Origin of the sequence: Ideonella benzenivorans (genome assembly GCF_020387415.1) — a bacterium.
GTDB lineage: Bacteria > Pseudomonadota > Gammaproteobacteria > Burkholderiales > Burkholderiaceae_C > Ideonella > Ideonella benzenivorans.
The window spans coordinates 273665-291156 of the sequence record NZ_JAGWCB010000012.1 but is presented as its reverse complement, the minus strand read 5'-3'; the positions used below and the strand labels follow the sequence as shown (position 1 = coordinate 291156).

Here is a 17492-nt window from a genome sequence, read left to right as displayed (position 1 = left end):
TTTCTCAGATTGATTTGCTGGTGATATGGAACTGACCCATCGACTGATCGAGGTGTTCCGGGCCGTGATGCACACCGGGCATGTCACCCGGGCGGCCGAATGGCTGCACACCTCGCAGCCCACCGTCAGCCGGGAGCTGGCACGGCTGGAGCAGCTGCTGGGCTATGCCCTGTTCGAGCGGGTGCGCGGCCGGCTGCGCCCCACCGCGCGCGCGCAGGCGCTGATGGAGGAGGTGGAGCGTTCCTACGAGGGGTTGCAGCGGGTGGCGGCCACCGCCGAGGCCCTGCGCGGCGACGGGCTGGGCCGCCTGCAGGTGGCCTGCCTGCCCGCGCTGGCCCATGCGCTGCTGCCCCAGGCCGTCGCGGGGTATCTGCGGCGGCATCCGGAGGCGGCGGTGAGCCTGGTGCCGCTGGAATCGCCCCAGCTGGAGACCGCCCTGACGGAACAGCGCCATGACCTGGGCCTGACCGAGCAACGCGAGGCGCCGCCAGGGTGCCTGCTGGAGACCTTGCTGGTGGCCGATGAAGTCTGTGTGCTGCCGGCTGGCCATGCCCTGGCGGCGCGCCATCAGGTGTCACCGCAGGACCTGGCCGGCGAGGCCTTCATCAGCCTGGCGCCGACCGATCCCTACCGCCAGCAGGTCGATGCGGTGTTCGCGCGGGCGGGTGTCACGCGCCAGCTGCGGCTGGAGACGCCCAGCGCGATCTCGGTCTGTGCCCTGGTGCGTCAGGGCCTGGGCGTGGCCATCGTCAACCCGCTCAGTGCGCTGGAGATGGCGGGGCAGGGCGAGCTGCTGGTGCGGCCGTTCACGGCGGCCATTCCGTTCCACCTGGCCCTGGTGCGGCCGCAATGGCGGGCGGCGCATCCGCTGCGGGAGGATTTCACCCGGGCGCTGCAGGCGGCGGTGGACGCATTGCGCCAGCGCTTGCCGGCCGGGGGGGACGAGGCCTGAGGGCGAGGGCCCCAAACAAAAAAGCCCGCAGCGGCGTCCCGCGCGGGCTTTTTGTGCGACGTCCGAGGACGGTCGTTCGATCAGTACAGCTTCTTGGGCAGCTGCATGCTGCGCACACGCTTGTAGTGGCGCTTCACGGCGGCGGCCTTCTTGCGCTTGCGCTCGGCAGTCGGCTTCTCGTAGAACTCGCGGGCGCGCAGTTCGGTCAGCAGCCCCAGCTTTTCAATGGTGCGCTTGAAGCGGCGCAGGGCCACGTCGAACGGCTCGTTTTCCTTGACTCGGATGGTGGTCATGAGCGAAGAATCCTTCGGTGAGTTGCGCTCGGTGTCCGTCATGGACGTCGCCTGGCACCTGGGTGCAGGCTGGCTCCGGAAGTCCCGTCCACCGGATCGACACGCGGTTGGTTGCTAGCAAAGCAGGAGATTCTAGCTTGCTTGCCGCGCAAATGCAAAAATGGCGCGGCGTCAAGTGTGGAAGGCTTTCCACAGCATGTAGCCGGCCAGCCCGTACAGCACCAGCGCGAACACCCGCTTGAGTTGGGCCACGTTCATCGCGTGGGCGGCCCGCGCACCCAGCGGCGCGGTGCTGACACTGGCCAGTGCGATCACCCCCAAGGCGGGGAGGTACAGGTAGCCCACTGCGCCGGGCAAGGCGGCCGGCAGGTTCCAGCCGCCGACCAGATAGCCCAGGGTGCTGGACAGCGCGATCGGAAAACCCAGCGCGGCGCTGGTGGCCACCGCGTTGTGGATCGGCACGTTGCACCAGGTCATGAAGGGCACGCTCATGAAGCCGCCGCCCGCGCCCACCAGGCCCGAGACGAAGCCGATGCCGGTACCGGCAGCCGCCTGGCCGACGGGCCCGGGCAGCTCGCGTCCCGGGCGGGGCTGGCGGTTGCGCAGCATCTGGGTGGCCGAAAAGCCGACGAACAGCGCGAAGATGGTCGCCAGCGCCTGTCCCTTGAGCAGCGAGAACGCACCGGCGCCGGCCAGCAGACCACCGATCAGGATGCCCGGCGCGATGCCGGCCACCACTTGCCAGCGCACCGCGCCTCGCTTGTGGTGGGCCCGCATGCTCGACAGCGAGGTGAACAGGATGGTCGCCATCGAGGTGGCAATCGCCATCTTGACCGCCATGCCGCCGCTCACACCGCGCTGGGACAGGATGATGGTCATGAAGGGCACCAGCACCATGCCGCCGCCAATGCCCAGCAGGCCGGCCAGAAAGCCGCCAAAGGTGCCCAGGCACAGCAGTTCGAGGACCAGTCCCGGGGTCATGGGGCCGGTGTCTCCAGCAACGCCTGCACCGCCTGCCATTCGGCCGGTGTCACGGGGGTGATGGACAGCCGGCTGCCGGGGCGCAGCAGCAGCATGTCGGCCAGCGCCGGTTGGCGGCGCAGCTCACGCAGTGGCAGCAGCCGGGTCTTGCGCACCAGGCGCACATCCACATTCAACCAACGCGGCGCGTCCGGTGAGGATCGGGGGTCGTGGTAGGGGCTGGCCGGATCGAACTGGGTGGCATCCGGATAGGCGGTGCTGGCCACCTCAGCCAGACCGGCCACGCCCGGTTCGGCGCAGGACGAGTGGTAGTACAGCACGCCGTCCCCCACCCGCATCGCGTCACGCATGAAGTTGCGGGCCTGGTGGTTGCGCACCCCGGTCCAGGGCACGGTCTGGTGCGGCCGGCGCGCCAGATCGTCGATCGAACACTCCGACGGCTCGATCTTCATCAGCCAGTACTGGGGCATGGGCGTGCAGGGGGAAGAGGGTGTCCATCGCAAACCGTGGGCCGCATTCCTGAACCCAGGGGATTCAGGTGGGCGAGGTCAGCAGGGCTTCGGGTTCGTCTGACGCGAGACGATCACGCCCGCCCGGCAATGTTCCAAGCCCGGGCTCGCGAGAGCATCGGTTCAAGGAAATATAAAACCCACGCGGATGCGACGGACGACGCCATTCTAGGGCCAGCGCCGCCGTCCTGGGGCGGCAAAGGCCTCGGTGGGCGTGCGGAATCCGGCCACCCACCCGGGCAGCCTTGTGCTAGAGCAAACGGCCATCGTCGCCCAGCGTGGCATCCAGCCGGGCCAGCAGGCGCTCCATCAGCGCTTCTTCCTCGGGATCGGGGCCGCGCGGCGCGGCGGCACCCTGGCTCGGGCGCTGCTCGGCCAGCTGGTAGGCCAGGTTCAGCGCCGCCAGCACGGCCATGCGTTCGCGGGCCTTGACCTTGCCGGCATCGCGGATGGCGCTCATCTCCTGGTCCACCCGGGCCACCGCGGTGCGCAGCAGCTCTTCGCCACCCTCGGGGCAGGCCAGCAGGTAGCTCTGGCCCAGGATGGTCACTTCCATTTGCTTCATGCCGTCTCCCCTTCATCGGACGCGGGGTCGGGCGGGAGGCGGTCGAGCAGGGCTTCCACCCGGGTGCGGGCCGCGGCGAGGCGGGACTTGAGGCTGTCGCGTTCGGCCTGCAGGGCCTGCACCTGCTGATTCAGCAGGGCATTGGTACGTGCAAGTTCCTCATGCCGCAGCACGAGGCGGTCGATGCGCTCGGCAAGATCCGACAGACGGGTCATGGGCCAGTGCGGTAAACGAGCAGGGAAGCCGCCATTGTAGGCATGGGCGTCAGGGGGCCGGCGCAGACGGGGCTGCGCTGGGGGCGTCGGGCCGCATGGTGCGGATGGCGCGCGCCAGATCCACGACCGCCATCGCGTAGTAGGCCGACCAGTTGTAGCGGGTGAGCACGTAGAAGTTGCGCGTGCCGGCCACGTAGCTGGGCGCGTTGTCGCCGTTCTGCAATTCGATCAGGGCCAGCGGGCCCAGGGCATCGGTCACGCTGGGCTCCAGCATCGCGCCGCGCTCGCGCATCTGGCTGGCGGTGTAGCTGGGGGTGATGTCGTTGACCAGCATCAGCGCCTTCTCGCGCACTTCGAGTGGCGGCGTGACCGCGACCGTGGGCACCAAATCGCGCTGCCAGCCGAATTCGGCCAGGTAGTGGGCCACGCTGCCCACCACGTCGTCGCCGTGGGTGTTCAGGTCGATGCGGCCATCGCCGTCGAAGTCCACCGCGTACTTTAGGAGGCTGCTGGGCATGAACTGCGGCAGGCCGATGGCGCCGGCGTACGAGCCCAGCACCGATTGCGGGTCGCGCTTCTCGGCGGCGCACCAGCGCAGGAAGGCCGTCAGCTCACCGCGGTAGAACGTGGAGCGGTCGCTGCGGCCGCTGGGGAAATCGAAGGAGAGGGTGGCCAGCGCGTCGATGACCTTGAAGTTGCCGGTCACGCGGCCGTAGAAGGTTTCGACGCCGACGATGGCGGTGACGATCTCTGGCGGCACGCCATAGCGGGCCTGGGCCCGGTCCAGGGCGGCGGCGTTGTCCTGCCACCAGCGCAGACCGGCGCCGATGCGCTGGGGTTCGACGAAGCGGGCGCGGTAGGCGGCCCAGTTCTTCGCGGTGCCGGCGGGCGGCGGCATCACCAGCTTGGCCACGCGCGGCTGGTAGCGGGCCTGGGCCAGCTGGGCCACCACCCAGTCGGGGTCGAGCTGGTTGTCGATGGCCAGTTGTCGGCCGAAGGCCACCACGTCATTGCGCTGGCCATAGATCACCACGTCCGGGGCGTCGTCGCTGAGCACGGGCGTGGTGTCGGTCGCCGCGGTCGACGTTGCGGGCGCCGCCAGCGCGGCCGAGCCGCAGAGACCGGTCAGGCCCAGCAGCAGCGCGGCGGTCGGGCAGAGGCGAAAGGCAGAGGGCAGCAGGTTCATGGGGCGATTATGAGCGGCCGGCCGAGGCCTGTCGTTGACGCCAGCAGGCCCGCTCGCGGGTTCGGAACTGGCGCCACCAGCGGCCCAGATCGGGCGGCGTGGCCTGGGGGGCGTAGCGCAGCGCCTGCAGGGCGTGCAGGGCTTCAACCAGCGGGGCGGCCGGGCTGCCGTGGCCGGCCTGCAGTCGCTGGGCCAGGGCGCCCGGGCTGTCGTGGTCCGAGACGCGCACCTGCCAGCGGGCCAGGGTGGACCGCAGGCGACGCTGCAACCGTGGCCAGGGGGCGAGCCGGTGGCCGTCCCACCAGGCCCAGGCCGCACCGGCCAGGCCCAGGCCGGCCAGACACAGCACCAGCAGCCGCGCCAGCGCCGCGGCATCCACGTCGGGCCAGCCCCAGTCCCGCAGCAGCCGGAACTGCTGCTGACGCCCGTAGCCCAGCACCCATTGGTTCCAGCGGTTGTCCCAGGCCTCCACCCAGCGGCGCAGCTGCTGGCGCAGCCCGGGGCTGACGTTGTCCAGTGTGCCGGCCATCAGGCCAGGGGGGGCCTGCAGCGCGGTGCTGCGGAAGATGCGGTCGGGGGCGACGGCGGCGGTGGGGTCGGCCCGCACCCAGCCCGCGCCGTCCTCCCAGTACTCGGCCCAGGCGTGGGCGTGGCTCTGGCGCACCACCCAGTAGCCATCCTGGGGCTGCGGGTCGGCGCCCTGGTAGCCGGTGACGATGCGGGCCGGCACCCCCAGGCTGCGCAGCACGACCACGAATGCGCTGGCGTAGTGCTCGCAGAACCCCAGCTTGCGGTCCAGCCAGAATTCGTCCACCGCGTCCCCTTCATAGCGGCCGGGGCTGAGGGTGTAGCCATAGCCGCCTTCACGCAGGTGGCGCAGCACCGCGCCGGCCAGGGTGCGGGCATCGGCCTGGGCCAGGCCGGGCTGCTGGCGCAGTGCGCGGGCCCAGGCCCGGGTGCGCGGGTGCGCTCCCTCGGGCAGCTGGGTCAGTTGCAGCCGCTGCCAGCGGCCGAGGTGGGCCGCCGGCGCGGTGTCTGCCGCCCAGGCGCTCAGGCGGGCCCGTTCGCCCAGCGGGCTGCGCAGCCGCCACTGCAGGCTGTCGTCGCGCGGCGCCACCAGACCGGCCAGCGGTGGGTCGGCCTGCGGGGGCATGACGGCATAGTCCAGCAGCGGCAACCAGCCGATGCGCAGGGGCTCCAGCGTGAGTTCGTAGTGCCGGCCGCTCGGGGGCACCGCCGGCGCGGGGGGCGGGAGCTCGGCCAGGTTGCCGCGCGGCAACGGGTCCGCCAGCCAGGTGCGGCCGTCGTAGCGGGTCAGCACCGGGCCGCGCAGGTAGAGCGAGGCCAGCGGCGGCGGCGGGCCGTCAAAGCGCAGGCGCAGCGCCACGCTGTCGTCCTGGGCCAGCTCGGCCACGTCGCCCAGTCGCAGTTGGTCCGACAGGCCGGTGCGGGCGCTGTCGCCCGGCATGCCCCACAGCGGCGGGATGCGTGGAAACAGCAGGAACAGGGCCAGCATCACCGGCAGGCCCAGCAACGCCGCACGGGCGGCCGTGCCCGCGGCTTCCCGCAACGGGGGCCGGCCGGCGGGCATGTGAGCCAGGGTGAGCGCCGTCAGCCAGCCCCAGACCGACAGCAGCATGCCCAGCGCCGACAGCAGCGACTGCGAGTAGAGGAACTGGGTCAGCACCAGGAAGAAGCCCAGGTAGAAGACCACCATTGCGTCCCGCCGGGCGCGCAGCTCCAGGGTCTTGAGCGCCATCAGCATCACCAGCAGCGTGATGCCAGCCTCCTTGCCCACCAGCGTGTGCTGGTCCCACCAGGTCAGCCCGGCCGCGGCCAGCAGCACCGCCAGCAGGGGGCCGCGACCGGGCAGGGGGCCGTCGCGCCAGGCCAGCCAGCCGCGCCAGGCCAGCAGGCCCAGGCACAGCCCACCCACGCCCAGCGGCAGCCGGGCCAGGTGTGGCGCAACGGTCCAGGCGATCAGGCCCAGCAGGAAAAAGGTGTCGCGCGCCTCGCGTGGCAGGGCGCCGCCACCCAGGCGGGCCGCCGTCATCGGCCCGCTCCGGCCGCGGGCCACAGCGCCAGCTGTTGCAGCACGGTGTCGCGGTGGGTGGGGCTCTCGCGCCAGGGGCAGGTCTGACCGGGCAGGCGCAGGCTGAAGGGCTGCTGCCGGGCCTCCGCGGTCAGCACCCAGGCCGTCAGGCGGGCCAGGCGTGGTTCCGCGGTGCCAGGGCCGGCCTGCTGCCAGTCCAGCCAGAGGTGCGGCGGTCGCACGGCGCCGGCCGCCTCCCGGCTCACCAGTTCACCGCTGTGCGCCACCTTCTTCCAGACGACCTGGTGCAGGCTGTCACCGCGCCGCCAGGGGCGAATGCCGTCGAACTCGGCCGCGGGGCTGGGGCTGGGCAGACCGCCGTGGCCGGGCTCCGACTGGCTGGGGGGCAGGGGCGGCGCCGGGCGCTCGGGCGCTGGATAGACCCAGACACGGGCTTCGGGGCGCCACAGGCCCCAGGCCCGGAACAGGCCGAAGGGAAAGCGGGTCTCGATGCGCAGCAGTGGCACGGGCCAGTGGCCGCGCCCCGGCGCCAGCCAGGCCAGGGTCACCGGGGTCTGGCCCTGCGCCGCGGCGTCGAACCAGACGGGCTGCGGCGCGCCGGTGTCGGGCTGCACCGACAGGCCGATGCCGTGGCGGGTGTCCCCCGGGTTGTCCACCCGCAGGTCCAGGGTCACGGGCTGCCCGGCGAACGCGGGCAGCAGCGGCCCCAGGTGCAGCTGCAGCCCGCGCAGCGTCGCATGGGTCAGGTGCATCGAAACCAGCGCGCTGCCGGCCAGCAGGAAGGTGAGGGCATAGCCCAGGTTGAGCTGGTAGTTGATCGAGGCGACCAGCAGCACCATCAGCGTGAGGCCGAACAGCAGCCCGGCCCGGGTGGGCACGATGTAGAGGTTGCGCTGCTGCAGCGTGCACTGGGGCGTGGCGCGCAGCCGGCCCAGCCACCACTGGCGCCAGCGGCGGCGCACGGGGGCCAGCGGATCGGGCCAGGCGGGCAGCGAAAAGGCCATGCCGTGGGCGGGCTCAGGGCAGAGGCACGGCGTCGAGCATGGCCCGCGCCTGCTCACGGGCGCCGCGGCCCGCGCCGGCCAGCGGCAGCAGCCGGTGGCCCAGCGCCTGGGGCAGCAGCGCCTGCAGGTCGTCGGGCACGACGTGGTCGCGCCCCTGCAGCAGGGCCCGGGCCCGGGCCAGCCGCAGGATGCCGATGCCCGCCCGCGGGGACAGGCCCTGGATGAACCAGCGTCCGCTGCGGGTGGCGTCGATCAACGCCTGCAGGTAGTCCAGCAAGGCCTCGGAGGCGTGCACCTCGCGCACCGCGGCCATCACGGCCAGCAGCTCGCCGGGCTGCATCACCGGGGTGAGTCGGCCGACGGCGGCACGCCGGTCCTCGCCGGCCAGCAGGGACCGCTCGGCGGCCCGGTCCGGGTAGCCCAGGCTGATGCACATCAGAAAGCGGTCGAGCTGGCTTTCCGGCAGCGGGTAGGTGCCCAGCTGCTCGACCGGGTTCTGGGTCGCGATGACGAAGAAGGGCTGCGGCAGGGCGCGGGTCTGGCCGTCCACGCTGACCTGGTGCTCTTCCATGGCCTCCAGCAGCGCGCTCTGGGTGCGCGGGCCGGCGCGGTTGATCTCGTCGGCCAGCAGCACCTGGGTGAAGATCGGGCCGGGGTGGAACACGAAGTCCTCTCGCTGGCGCTCGAACACGGTCACCCCCACCAGGTCGCTGGGCAGCAGGTCCGAGGTGAACTGGACACGCGAGAACGTCAGGCCCAGCGACACGGCCAGGGTCTGGGCCAGCGTGGTCTTGCCGACACCGGGCACGTCTTCGATCAGCAGGTGCCCGCCGGCCAGCAGGCAGGCCAGGCTGTCCTCGACCTGGGCCGCCTTGCCGGCGATCACGCCGTTGATCTGGCCCTTGAGTTGCGTCAGTCGGGATTGGAGGCTTGCGCTGATCATGAGGGTCTACGATAGCCTACCCATGCGGGTTTTCCTGGCATGCTGTGAGGGTGCGATCGCACCAGCCCTAGATCCCGATGACCACTGCCTATTTCACCCACCCGGATTGCCGACTGCATGAGATGGGGGCCGGGCATCCGGAGTGCCCTCAGCGCCTGGATGCGATCGAGGACCAGTTGCTGTCCTCGGGGGTCGATGTGGCGCTGACCCGGTTCGATGTGCCGCTGGTCGCGCACAGCGACCTGCTGCTGGCGCACAGCGAAGGCTATCTGACCGAGCTGAAGGAGTTCATCCAGCAGGCCATCGACACCGGCGAGCACCGCGCCCTGGACCCGGACACCCTGGTCGGCCCGCACACCTGGCAGGCGGCCCTGCGCTCCGCCGGCGCGGCGGTGGCCGCAACCGATGCCGTCATCGATGGCCGGGCCGAGAACGCCTTCTGCGCCATCCGGCCGCCCGGTCACCACGCCACGCGCTCGCAGTCGATGGGCTTTTGCTTCTTCAACAACGTTGCGGTGGCGGCGCGCCATGCGCTGGACGTGCGGGGCCTGCAGCGGGTGGCCATCGTCGACTTCGATGTGCACCACGGCAATGGCACCGAGGACATCGTGGCCGGCGACGAGCGCATCCTGATGGTCAGCTTCTTCCAGGACCAGCTCTTCCCCTTCAGCGGTGGGGTGCCGCTGGGCTCGAACATGGTGAACCTGCCGGTGCCGCCCTACACCCGGGGCGGCGAGATCCGGGAGATGATCGAGGCCAACTGGATGCCCCGCCTGGAGGCGTTCAAGCCGGAGATGCTGTTCATCTCGGCAGGCTTTGACGCCCACCGCGAGGACGACATGGGCCGCATGGGTCTGGTCGAGGCCGACTTCGAGTGGATCACCCGGCGCATCGTGGCCATTGCGCAAGAACATGCCCAGGGGCGCATCGTCTCCTGCCTGGAAGGCGGCTATTCGCTCAGCGCGCTGGCGCGCAGCGTCGTGGCCCACCTGCGGGCGCTGGCCGACGTCTGAGGCGCGTCATCCGCTGCGGCGACAATCGGGCGCATGACCCAAGCGCCCGTCATTCCTGTCCTCACCCTCGACGAGTTTCTCTCCGCCCTGACCCACCCCAGCGCCCTGATTGAGAGCGGGGTGGTGCTGGTCTGCCTGGCCCTGGCCTGGCTGGCGGTGCGGGTGCTGCGGGGGCCCGCTTCGCCCGAGCGTTCGATCTGGTACGGGCGGCGCATCGTCGATGGCGTGCTGTTCCCCATGCTGGCCCTGGGCCTGGCCTACCTGGCTCGGCGGCTGCTGCTGGGCTGGGGCGTGCCGCTGGCGATGTTCAAGATCGTCCTGCCGGTGCTGATGTCGTTCGCCAGCATCCGCTTGTCGGTGCGGGTGCTGACCGTCGCCTTCCCCGAATCGCGGGTGGTGCGCCTGGTGGAACGCACCATTTCCTGGCTGGCCTGGCTGGCCGTGGTGGGCTGGATCACCGGCGTGCTGCCGGAGATCCTCAACGAGTTGGACGACATCCGCTGGAAGCTGGGCAACTCGGTGGTCTCGGTGCGCTCGCTGCTGGAAGGGGCGCTGAGCGTCGGCGTGGTGATGGTGATCACGCTGTGGATCTCCGCCGCGCTGGAGAACCAGCTGCTCAAGGGCGCCACCGGCGATCAGCTTTCGCTGCGCATGGTCGGTGCGAACCTGGTGCGCACCCTGCTGACCTTCGTCGGCCTGTTGCTGGCGCTGTCGTCGGCGGGCATCGACCTGTCGGCACTGTCGGTGCTGGGCGGGGCGGTCGGCGTGGGCGTGGGCTTCGGCCTGCAGCGACTGGCCTCCAACTATGTGTCGGGCTTCGTGATCCTGGCCGAGCGCTCGGTGCGCATCGGCGACACGGTGCTGGTGGATGGCTTCGAGGGCCGGATCACCAAGATCACCACCCGCTACACGGTGATCCGCGCGCTCAATGGCCGCGAAGCCATCGTGCCCAATGAACTGCTGATCACCCAGCGGGTGGAGAACTGCTCGCTGGCCGATCCGAAGGTGCTGGTGTCCACCGTGGTGCAGGTGGGCTACGGCTCGGACTTGGATGCGCTGTTCCCGCAGATCATCGAGGCGGTCAAGAGCGTGCCGCGGGTACTGCAGGACCCCAAGCCCGGTGTGCTGCTGTCGAACTTTGCCGCCGATGGGCTGGAGCTGACCATCACCTTCTGGATCATCGACCCGGAAAACGGCCAGGGCGGTGTGCGCTCCGAGGTGAACCTGGCCGTCTGGCGGCTGCTGAACCGGCTGGGGGTGGAGATCCCCTTCCCGCAGCGGGTGGTGCAGCTGCTGCCAGCCTCGGCGACACCGCCGGCGGCCTGAGCCCTGCGGCCATGAAAAAGCCCCGCCGAGGCGGGGCTTTGCCGTTGGGTGAGGCTGCTCAGGCCACGGCCACGGGGATCTTGCCGATCTTGGCCTGCCAGGTCTTGGGCCCTTCGATGTGGGCGCTGGTGCCGCCGGCATCCACCGCCACCGTCACCGGCATGTCGACCACGTCGAACTCGTAGATGGCTTCCATGCCCAGGTCGGCGAAGCCCACCACCTTGGCGGCCTTGATGGCCTTGGACACCAGGTAGGCGCTGCCGCCCACAGCCATCAGGTAGGCGCTCTTGGCATCCTTGATCGCTTCGATGGCGACCGGGCCACGCTCGGCCTTGCCCACCATCGCGATCAGGCCGGTCTTCTCCAGCATCATGCGGGTGAACTTGTCCATGCGGGTGGCGGTGGTGGGGCCGGCCGGGCCGACCACCTCGTCACGCACCGGGTCCACCGGGCCAACGTAGTAGATGACGCGGTTGGTGAAGTCCACCGGCAGCGGCTCGCCCTTGGCCAGCATGTCCTGGATGCGCTTGTGGGCGGCATCGCGGCCGGTCAGCATCTTGCCGTTCAGCAGCAGGGTCTGGCCGGGCTTCCAGCTGGCGACCTCTTCCTTGGTCAGCGTGTTCAGGTCCACGCGCTTGGACTTGTTGTAGTCCGGCGCCCAGTGGACGTTGGGCCACAGGTCCAGGCTGGGCGGGTCCAGGTAGACCGGGCCCGAGCCGTCCATCACGAAGTGGGCGTGGCGGGTGGCCGCGCAGTTCGGGATCATCGCGATGGGCTTGGAGGCCGCGTGCGTCGGGTAGGTCTTGATCTTGACGTCCAGCACGGTGGTCAGGCCGCCCAGGCCCTGGGCGCCGATGCCCAGCGCGTTGACCTTCTCATAGAGCTCGATGCGCAGCTCTTCGAGCTTGTTCTGCGGGCCGCGGGCCAGCAGCTCGTACATGTCGATGTCGTCCATCAAAGACTCTTTGGCCAGCAGCGCGGCCTTTTCCATCGTGCCACCGACGCCGATGCCCAGCATGCCCGGCGGGCACCAGCCGGCGCCCATGGTCGGCACGGTCTTGAGCACCCAGTCGACGATGCTGTCCGACGGGTTGAGCATGTAGAGCTTGGACTTGTTTTCCGAGCCACCACCCTTGGCGGCGACGGTCACTTCCAGCTTGTCGCCGGGCACCACTTCCATCGACACCACGGCCGGCGTGTTGTCCTTGGTGTTCTTGCGCTCGAAGATCGGGTCGGCCAGCACGGAGGCGCGCAGCTTGTTGTCCGGGTTCAGGTAGCCGCGGCGCACGCCTTCGTTGACGGCGTCCTGGATGGAACCGGAGAAGCCTTCCCACTTCACGTCCATGCCGATCTTCAGGAACACGTTGACGATGCCGGTGTCCTGGCAGATCGGGCGGTGGCCTTCGGCGCACATGCGCGAGTTGGTCAGGATCTGGGCGATCGCGTCCTTGGCGGCGGGGGATTCCTCCCGCTCGTAGGCGCGCGCCAGATGGGCGATGTAGTCGGCCGGGTGGTAGTAGCTGATGTACTGCAGCGCGGCGGCGACGCTGTCGACCAGATCTTGGTAGCGGATGGTGGTGGTCATGGTGGATGGCTCGGTCGAGTCTTTGCGATGATGGCCGCCAGACTGGCGGGCAGGCCATGGTCCAATGTCCGAAGCGGATGGGCCAGGGTCGCAGCCCGTCAGTGTAACGATGAGGAGTCAACCCAGCGTGTTCAACGGACTCAGGCGCTTCTTCGCCGCCCCGACGGCCGGGGGCATCGTGTTGGCGCTGGCCACCGTCGCGGCACTGCTGTTCAGCAACTCGCCCTGGGCACCTCTCTACACCGCCTTCGACCAGATCCCGGGTGAGGTGCGGATCGGCGGCGACTGGCTGGTGCTGTCCAAGCCGCTGCAGGTCTGGGTCAACGACCTGTGGATGGCGGTGTTCTTCTTTCTGGTGGGGCTGGAGATCAAGCGCGAGTTCGTGCACGGCGAGCTCTCGCGGCCGGCGCAGGTGGCGCTGCCCGCGGTGGCGGCGCTGGGCGGCATGGCCTTGCCGGCCCTGATCTATGCGGCCATCAACTGGGGCGACCCGGTGGCCTTGCGCGGTTGGGCCATTCCGGCGGCGACCGACATTGCCTTCGCGATCGGCATCGTCCTGCTGCTGGGGCGGCGGGTGCCAGCCTCGCTCAAGGTCTTCCTGACCGCGGTGGCCATCATCGACGACCTGGGGGCGATCATGGTGATCGCGGTCTTCTACACGGCCCAGCTGTCCTTGCCGATGCTGGCCGCGGCGGCGGGGTGCCTGGTGGCGCTGGCGTTGCTCAACCGGGCCGGTGTCCGGCGGGTCGATGTCTACATTGTGATCGGGCTGGTGCTGTGGACCTGCGTGCTCAAGTCCGGCGTGCATGCCACGCTGGCCGGGGTGGCCACCGCGCTGTTCATCCCGGCCGAGGGTGAGAAAGGGCATTCCCCGGCCGAGGCGCTGGAGCACGGTCTGCACCCCTGGGTGGCCTTTGGCGTGCTGCCGATGTTCGCGTTCGCGAATGCCGGGGTCTCGCTGGCGGGCCTGAGCTGGTCGGATCTGCTGCAGCCCGTATCGCTGGGCATCACGGCCGGCTTGCTGGTGGGCAAGACCCTGGGCGTGTTCGGCTGCGTGTGGGCGATGGTGCGCCTGGGCTGGGCTCCGGCGCCGGCCGGCGCCAACTGGTCGCAGATCTTCGGCGTCAGCGTGCTGTGCGGCATCGGCTTCACGATGAGCCTGTTCATCGGCGGCCTGGCCTTTGTCGGCCTGCCGGGCGATCACGACACGCCGGTCAAGCTGGGTGTGCTGTGTGGCTCGGTGCTGTCCGGCGTGCTGGGCGCGCTGCTGCTGGCGCGGCGCGCCCGCTGACCTCAGTGTTCTTCGGCTGACGGTGGGTGGCTGTGCCCCAGCAGTCGATCGGTGGCCGCAATGGCCAGGGCCGAGGCCAGGAAGGTCAGGTGAATCAGGGTCTGCCAGAGCAGGGTCTTGGGTTCGATGTTAGCCGCGCTGATGAAGGACTTCAGCAGGTGGATCGAGCTGATGCCGATGATGGCCGTGGCCAGTTTCACTTTCAGCACCGAGGCGTTCACATGGTCCAGCCATTCCGGCTGGTCCGGATGGCCTTCGAGGTTCATGCGGGAGACGAAGGTCTCGTAGCCGCCCACGATGACCATGATCAGCAGGTTGCTGATCATCACCACGTCGATCAGGCCCAGCACCACGAGCATGATCAGGGTTTCGTTGAGCTTGACCTGGCCATCGGTGGGGGGAAGATAGCCAACGCTCTGCACCAGGGTCGCCAGGGCCTGCTGGTTGCCGAAGGCCGCTTCGATCAGGTGGACGAGTTCCACCCAGAAATGAAAGACGTAGACCGCCTGGGCCAGGATCAGCCCAAGGTACAGCGGCAGCTGCAGCCAGCGGCTGGCGAAGATCAGGGCGGGCAGGGGGCGCATGCGCGGCCCCGGAGTTCGGGGGGAGTTCATCGGGTCGTGGGTGGCCACGGTGAAGGGCCGGAAGGTCGCGGATGGGCGGGATTCTAGGGTTGTCCCGAAGGCCTTGGATCGCAGCGGTTTCAAGGGCTGTTTCAGAGGTGAAATTTGCTGCATTGCAGCACCTGTTTCGAGTAAGCCATTCGTCAGACCGGGGGCCCACAGTTGCGCCGGAAAGTGCATCCAAGCACTCAGATCGAGAACAAAGGAGACATCACGATGAGCGACGAGCTGAAGATCTACGCGCCTGATCCTGCCGTGGCCGCCAAGGCCCGCGTCTCGGGCATGGCCGCCTACGAGGCCCTCTGCAAGGAAGCGGAAACCGACTACGAGGGTTTCTGGGCCAAGCGGGCCCGCGAGCTGATCAGTTGGAAGACCCCGTTCACCCAGGTGCTCGACGAGAGCGAGGCGCCGTTCTTCAAGTGGTTCGCCGATGGCACGCTCAACGCCTCCTACAACTGCCTGGACCGCAACATCGAACGCGGCCTGGGCGACAAAACCGCGCTGATCTTCGAAGCCGATGGCGGCGAAGTCACCAAGGTCAGCTACAGCGAGTTGCTGGCGCGCACCTGCCGCATCGCCAATGCGCTGAAGGCGCAGGGCATCCGCAAGGGTGACCGCGTCATCATCTACATCGCCATGTCGATCGATGGCGTGGCCGCGATGCAGGCCTGTGCCCGCATTGGCGCCACCCACTCGGTGGTGTTCGGCGGTTTCTCGGCCCAGTCGCTGCGCGACCGCATCGAGGACACCGGCGCCAAGCTGATCATCACCGCCGATGAACAGGTGCGGGGCGGCAAGCACCTGCCGCTCAAGGCCATCGTGGACGAGGCGCTGGCGCTGGATGGCTGCGGTGCCATCGAAAAGGTGCTGGTGGTCAAGCGCTCCGGCGGCGCCGTGCCGATGAAGGCGGGCCGCGATCTGTGGATGGCCGATGCCATTGCCGGCCTGCCCGACAGCTGCGAGCCCGAATGGGTCGAGGCCGAGCACCCGCTGTTCCTGCTCTACACCAGCGGCTCCACCGGCAAGCCCAAGGGGGTGCAGCACAGCACCGGCGGCTACCTGTTGCATGCCGCGCTCACCACCGCCTGGACCTTCGACCTGCGCGAGGACGATGTCTTCTGGTGCACGGCCGACATCGGCTGGGTCACCGGCCACACCTACATCACCTACGGCCCGCTGGCCCTGGGCGGCACCGAGATCGTCTTCGAAGGCGTGCCCACCTACCCGGACGCCGGCCGCTTCTGGAAGATGATCCAGGACCACAAGGTCAGCATCTTCTACACCGCGCCGACGGCCATCCGCAGCCTGATCAAGGCGGCCGAGGCCAACGACGCCGTGCACCCCAAGAGCTACGACCTGTCCAGCCTGCGCATCCTGGGCTCGGTGGGCGAGCCGATCAACCCGGCCGCCTGGGAGTGGTACCACCGGCATGTGGGCGGCGGCCGCTGCCCCATCGTGGACACCTTCTGGCAGACCGAGACCGGCGGCCACATGATCACCCCGCTGCCGGGCGCCACGCCGCTGGTGCCGGGCTCCTGCACGCTGCCCTTCCCGGGCATCCAGGCCGCGGTGGTGGACGAGACCGGCAAGGACGTGCCCTGGGGCCAGGGCGGCATCCTGGTGGTCAAGCGCCCCTGGCCTTCGATGATCCGCAACATCTGGGGCGACCCGGAGCGCTTCAAGAAAAGTTACTACCCGGCCGACTTCCAGGGCAAGTACTACCTGGCGGGCGATGGCGCGATCCGCGACCCCAAGACCGGCTACTTCACCATCACCGGCCGCATCGATGACGTGCTGAACGTCTCGGGCCACCGCATGGGCACGATGGAAATCGAATCGGCCCTGGTGAGCTGCACCGAGCTGGTGGCGGAGGCTGCGGTGGTGGGCCGGCCGGACGACACGACCGGCGAGGCCATCTGTGCCTTCGTCGTGCTCAAGCGTCCGCGCCCCACCGGCGACGAGGCCAAGGCCATCGCCAAGCAGTTGCGCGACCATGTGGGCAAGGAGATCGGCCCGATTGCCAAGCCCAAGGACATCCGCTTCGGCGACAACCTGCCCAAGACCCGCTCGGGCAAGATCATGCGCCGCCTGCTGCGCTCGATCGCCAAGGGCGAGGCCATCACCCAGGACACCTCCACGCTGGAGAACCCGGCCATCCTGGACCAGCTGTCGCAGAACAACTGATCTGACGCACCCCGCAAAAAGCCCCGCACTGCGGGGCTTTCTTCATGGGGCCGGCGGATTCACTTCTTGTGCGACAGCACCCAGGTGGCCAGGGCCTTGGCCTCTTCCGGTGTGACCGGGTTGGCGGGCATGGGCACCGGGCCCCAGGCACCGGCGCCGCCCTTCTGGATCTTCTCGGCCAGGCGGCTGACCACGTCCTTCTGGCCGGCATAGCGGGCCGCCACATCCTGGTAGGACGGGCCGACCAGCTTGCGGTCCACCGCATGGCAGGCCAGGCAGTTCTTGCGCGTGGCCAGCTCGGCCCCCGCCGGGGCGGCCAGGGCGGCCGGGCCGGTCGCCAGCAGTAGCAAGGAGAGCAGCAGTCGTGTCATGGCAAGCCTTTGCGGCAAGCCCGGTGGCTTGCGTGGCGTGGGTGAATTACAGTGGGGCCGACCGATTCTAGGGAAACCCGTGGGAGCCGCGCAGGATCCGGACGGGCGAGGAGAGACCAATGGTGTTTGTGGCGCTCGGCGTGCTGTTGCTGGTGATGAAACTCGCCGGCTGGGGGCCTGTGGCCGATTGGGCCTGGTGGGCGGTGTTGCTGCCCTTCGGGCTGGCGTTGGCTTGGTGGGGCTGGTCCGATGCCAGCGGCCTGACCCGCCGCCGGGCCATGGAGAAGGACGCTGAACGCAAGGAGGAGCGCCGCCGGCGCAATGTCGAGGCGCTGGGCCTGGGCGCGAAGGATCCGCGCCGCAAGTGAGGGCGCGCAGCGCTGGCCACCCGGGACGGA

18 protein-coding genes and 1 other RNA gene are annotated in these 17492 nt (G+C 69.6%); 6 read left to right on the top strand and 13 right to left on the bottom strand.

The genetic code is table 11. The annotated features are described in order from the left end of the window. Positions 1-25 precede the first annotated feature (25 nt). Positions 26-952, top strand: a complete 927-nt coding sequence (locus tag KGA65_RS14095) for a LysR family transcriptional regulator (protein ID WP_225863752.1) — start codon at positions 26-28, stop codon at positions 950-952. A gap of 80 nt (positions 953-1032) precedes the next feature. Here the strand turns inward: KGA65_RS14095 and rpsU are convergent, their stop codons facing one another. From rpsU to KGA65_RS14045, 10 genes are all read right to left on the bottom strand, one after another. Beyond that, the gene (rpsU, locus tag KGA65_RS14090) at positions 1033-1245 is read right to left on the bottom strand and encodes a 30S ribosomal protein S21 (protein ID WP_012346814.1); all 213 of its coding nucleotides are present in this window, start codon (positions 1243-1245) and stop codon (positions 1033-1035) included. Positions 1246-1416: 171 nt separating this feature from the next. Beyond that, entirely contained in the window at positions 1417-2226 is an 810-nt protein-coding gene (locus KGA65_RS14085; protein WP_225863751.1) for a sulfite exporter TauE/SafE family protein, read from the bottom strand. Next, positions 2223-2696 (bottom strand): EVE domain-containing protein, encoded by a 474-nt coding sequence (locus KGA65_RS14080; RefSeq protein WP_225863750.1) that lies wholly within the window; start codon positions 2694-2696, stop codon positions 2223-2225. Before KGA65_RS14080 ends, KGA65_RS14085 begins: the two co-directional genes overlap by 4 nt. Positions 2697-2713: 17 nt before the next feature. Then, a non-coding RNA gene (gene ssrS, locus KGA65_RS14075) (6S RNA) lies at positions 2714-2898 on the bottom strand. A gap of 87 nt (positions 2899-2985) precedes the next feature. Next, on the bottom strand, positions 2986-3300 hold the full coding sequence (locus tag KGA65_RS14070) for a cell division protein ZapA (protein ID WP_225863749.1): 315 nt from the start codon (positions 3298-3300) through the stop codon (positions 2986-2988). Beyond that, on the bottom strand, positions 3297-3515 hold the full coding sequence (locus KGA65_RS14065; protein WP_225863748.1) for a DUF904 domain-containing protein: 219 nt from the start codon (positions 3513-3515) through the stop codon (positions 3297-3299). Before KGA65_RS14065 ends, KGA65_RS14070 begins: the two co-directional genes overlap by 4 nt. 49 nt (positions 3516-3564) lie before the next feature. After that, the gene (mltB, locus tag KGA65_RS14060) at positions 3565-4701 is read right to left on the bottom strand and encodes a lytic murein transglycosylase B (RefSeq protein ID WP_225863747.1); all 1137 of its coding nucleotides are present in this window, start codon (positions 4699-4701) and stop codon (positions 3565-3567) included. Positions 4702-4708: 7 nt separating this feature from the next. Next, entirely contained in the window at positions 4709-6754 is a 2046-nt protein-coding gene (locus KGA65_RS14055; RefSeq protein ID WP_225863746.1) for a transglutaminase TgpA family protein, read from the bottom strand. Beyond that, on the bottom strand, positions 6751-7758 hold the full coding sequence (locus tag KGA65_RS14050) for a DUF58 domain-containing protein (protein WP_225863745.1): 1008 nt from the start codon (positions 7756-7758) through the stop codon (positions 6751-6753). The genes KGA65_RS14055 and KGA65_RS14050 overlap by 4 nt, the downstream gene beginning before the upstream one ends. A 13-nt stretch (positions 7759-7771) precedes the next feature. Continuing rightward, on the bottom strand, positions 7772-8701 hold the full coding sequence (locus tag KGA65_RS14045) for an AAA family ATPase (RefSeq protein ID WP_225863744.1): 930 nt from the start codon (positions 8699-8701) through the stop codon (positions 7772-7774). 77 nt (positions 8702-8778) lie between these two features. On the opposite strand from KGA65_RS14045, the gene KGA65_RS14040 reads away from it, so the two are divergent. Continuing rightward, a complete protein-coding gene (locus KGA65_RS14040; RefSeq protein ID WP_225863743.1) occupies positions 8779-9714 on the top strand; it encodes a histone deacetylase family protein in 936 nt (311 codons plus the stop codon). Positions 9715-9747: 33 nt separating this feature from the next. After that, entirely contained in the window at positions 9748-11040 is a 1293-nt protein-coding gene (locus KGA65_RS14035; RefSeq protein ID WP_225863742.1) for a mechanosensitive ion channel family protein, read from the top strand. A gap of 58 nt (positions 11041-11098) precedes the next feature. Here the strand turns inward: KGA65_RS14035 and KGA65_RS14030 are convergent, their stop codons facing one another. Beyond that, complete coding sequence (locus tag KGA65_RS14030) at positions 11099-12625, bottom strand: fumarate hydratase (RefSeq protein WP_225863741.1); 1527 nt, start codon at positions 12623-12625, stop codon at positions 11099-11101. 109 nt (positions 12626-12734) lie between these two features. Here KGA65_RS14030 and nhaA point away from each other — a divergent pair, with 109 nt between their 5' ends. Further along, a complete protein-coding gene (nhaA, locus tag KGA65_RS14025; RefSeq protein ID WP_225863740.1) occupies positions 12735-13916 on the top strand; it encodes a Na+/H+ antiporter NhaA in 1182 nt (393 codons plus the stop codon). Positions 13917-13918: 2 nt separating this feature from the next. Here the strand turns inward: nhaA and KGA65_RS14020 are convergent, their stop codons facing one another. Beyond that, complete coding sequence (locus KGA65_RS14020) at positions 13919-14500, bottom strand: TIGR00645 family protein (protein WP_225863739.1); 582 nt, start codon at positions 14498-14500, stop codon at positions 13919-13921. A 255-nt stretch (positions 14501-14755) separates the two neighbouring features. On the opposite strand from KGA65_RS14020, the gene acs reads away from it, so the two are divergent. Continuing rightward, on the top strand, positions 14756-16723 hold the full coding sequence (acs, locus tag KGA65_RS14015) for an acetate--CoA ligase (RefSeq protein WP_225863738.1): 1968 nt from the start codon (positions 14756-14758) through the stop codon (positions 16721-16723). A gap of 59 nt (positions 16724-16782) precedes the next feature. Here the strand turns inward: acs and KGA65_RS14010 are convergent, their stop codons facing one another. After that, positions 16783-17094 carry a c-type cytochrome gene (locus KGA65_RS14010; protein ID WP_225863737.1) on the bottom strand — a complete coding sequence of 104 codons (312 nt, stop codon included), beginning with the start codon at positions 17092-17094 and terminating at the stop codon, positions 16783-16785. Positions 17095-17213: 119 nt separating this feature from the next. Between KGA65_RS14010 and KGA65_RS14005 the strand changes: the two genes are divergently transcribed. Continuing rightward, positions 17214-17462 (top strand): TIGR04438 family Trp-rich protein, encoded by a 249-nt coding sequence (locus KGA65_RS14005; protein WP_225863736.1) that lies wholly within the window; start codon positions 17214-17216, stop codon positions 17460-17462. Positions 17463-17492: the final 30 nt, after the last annotated feature.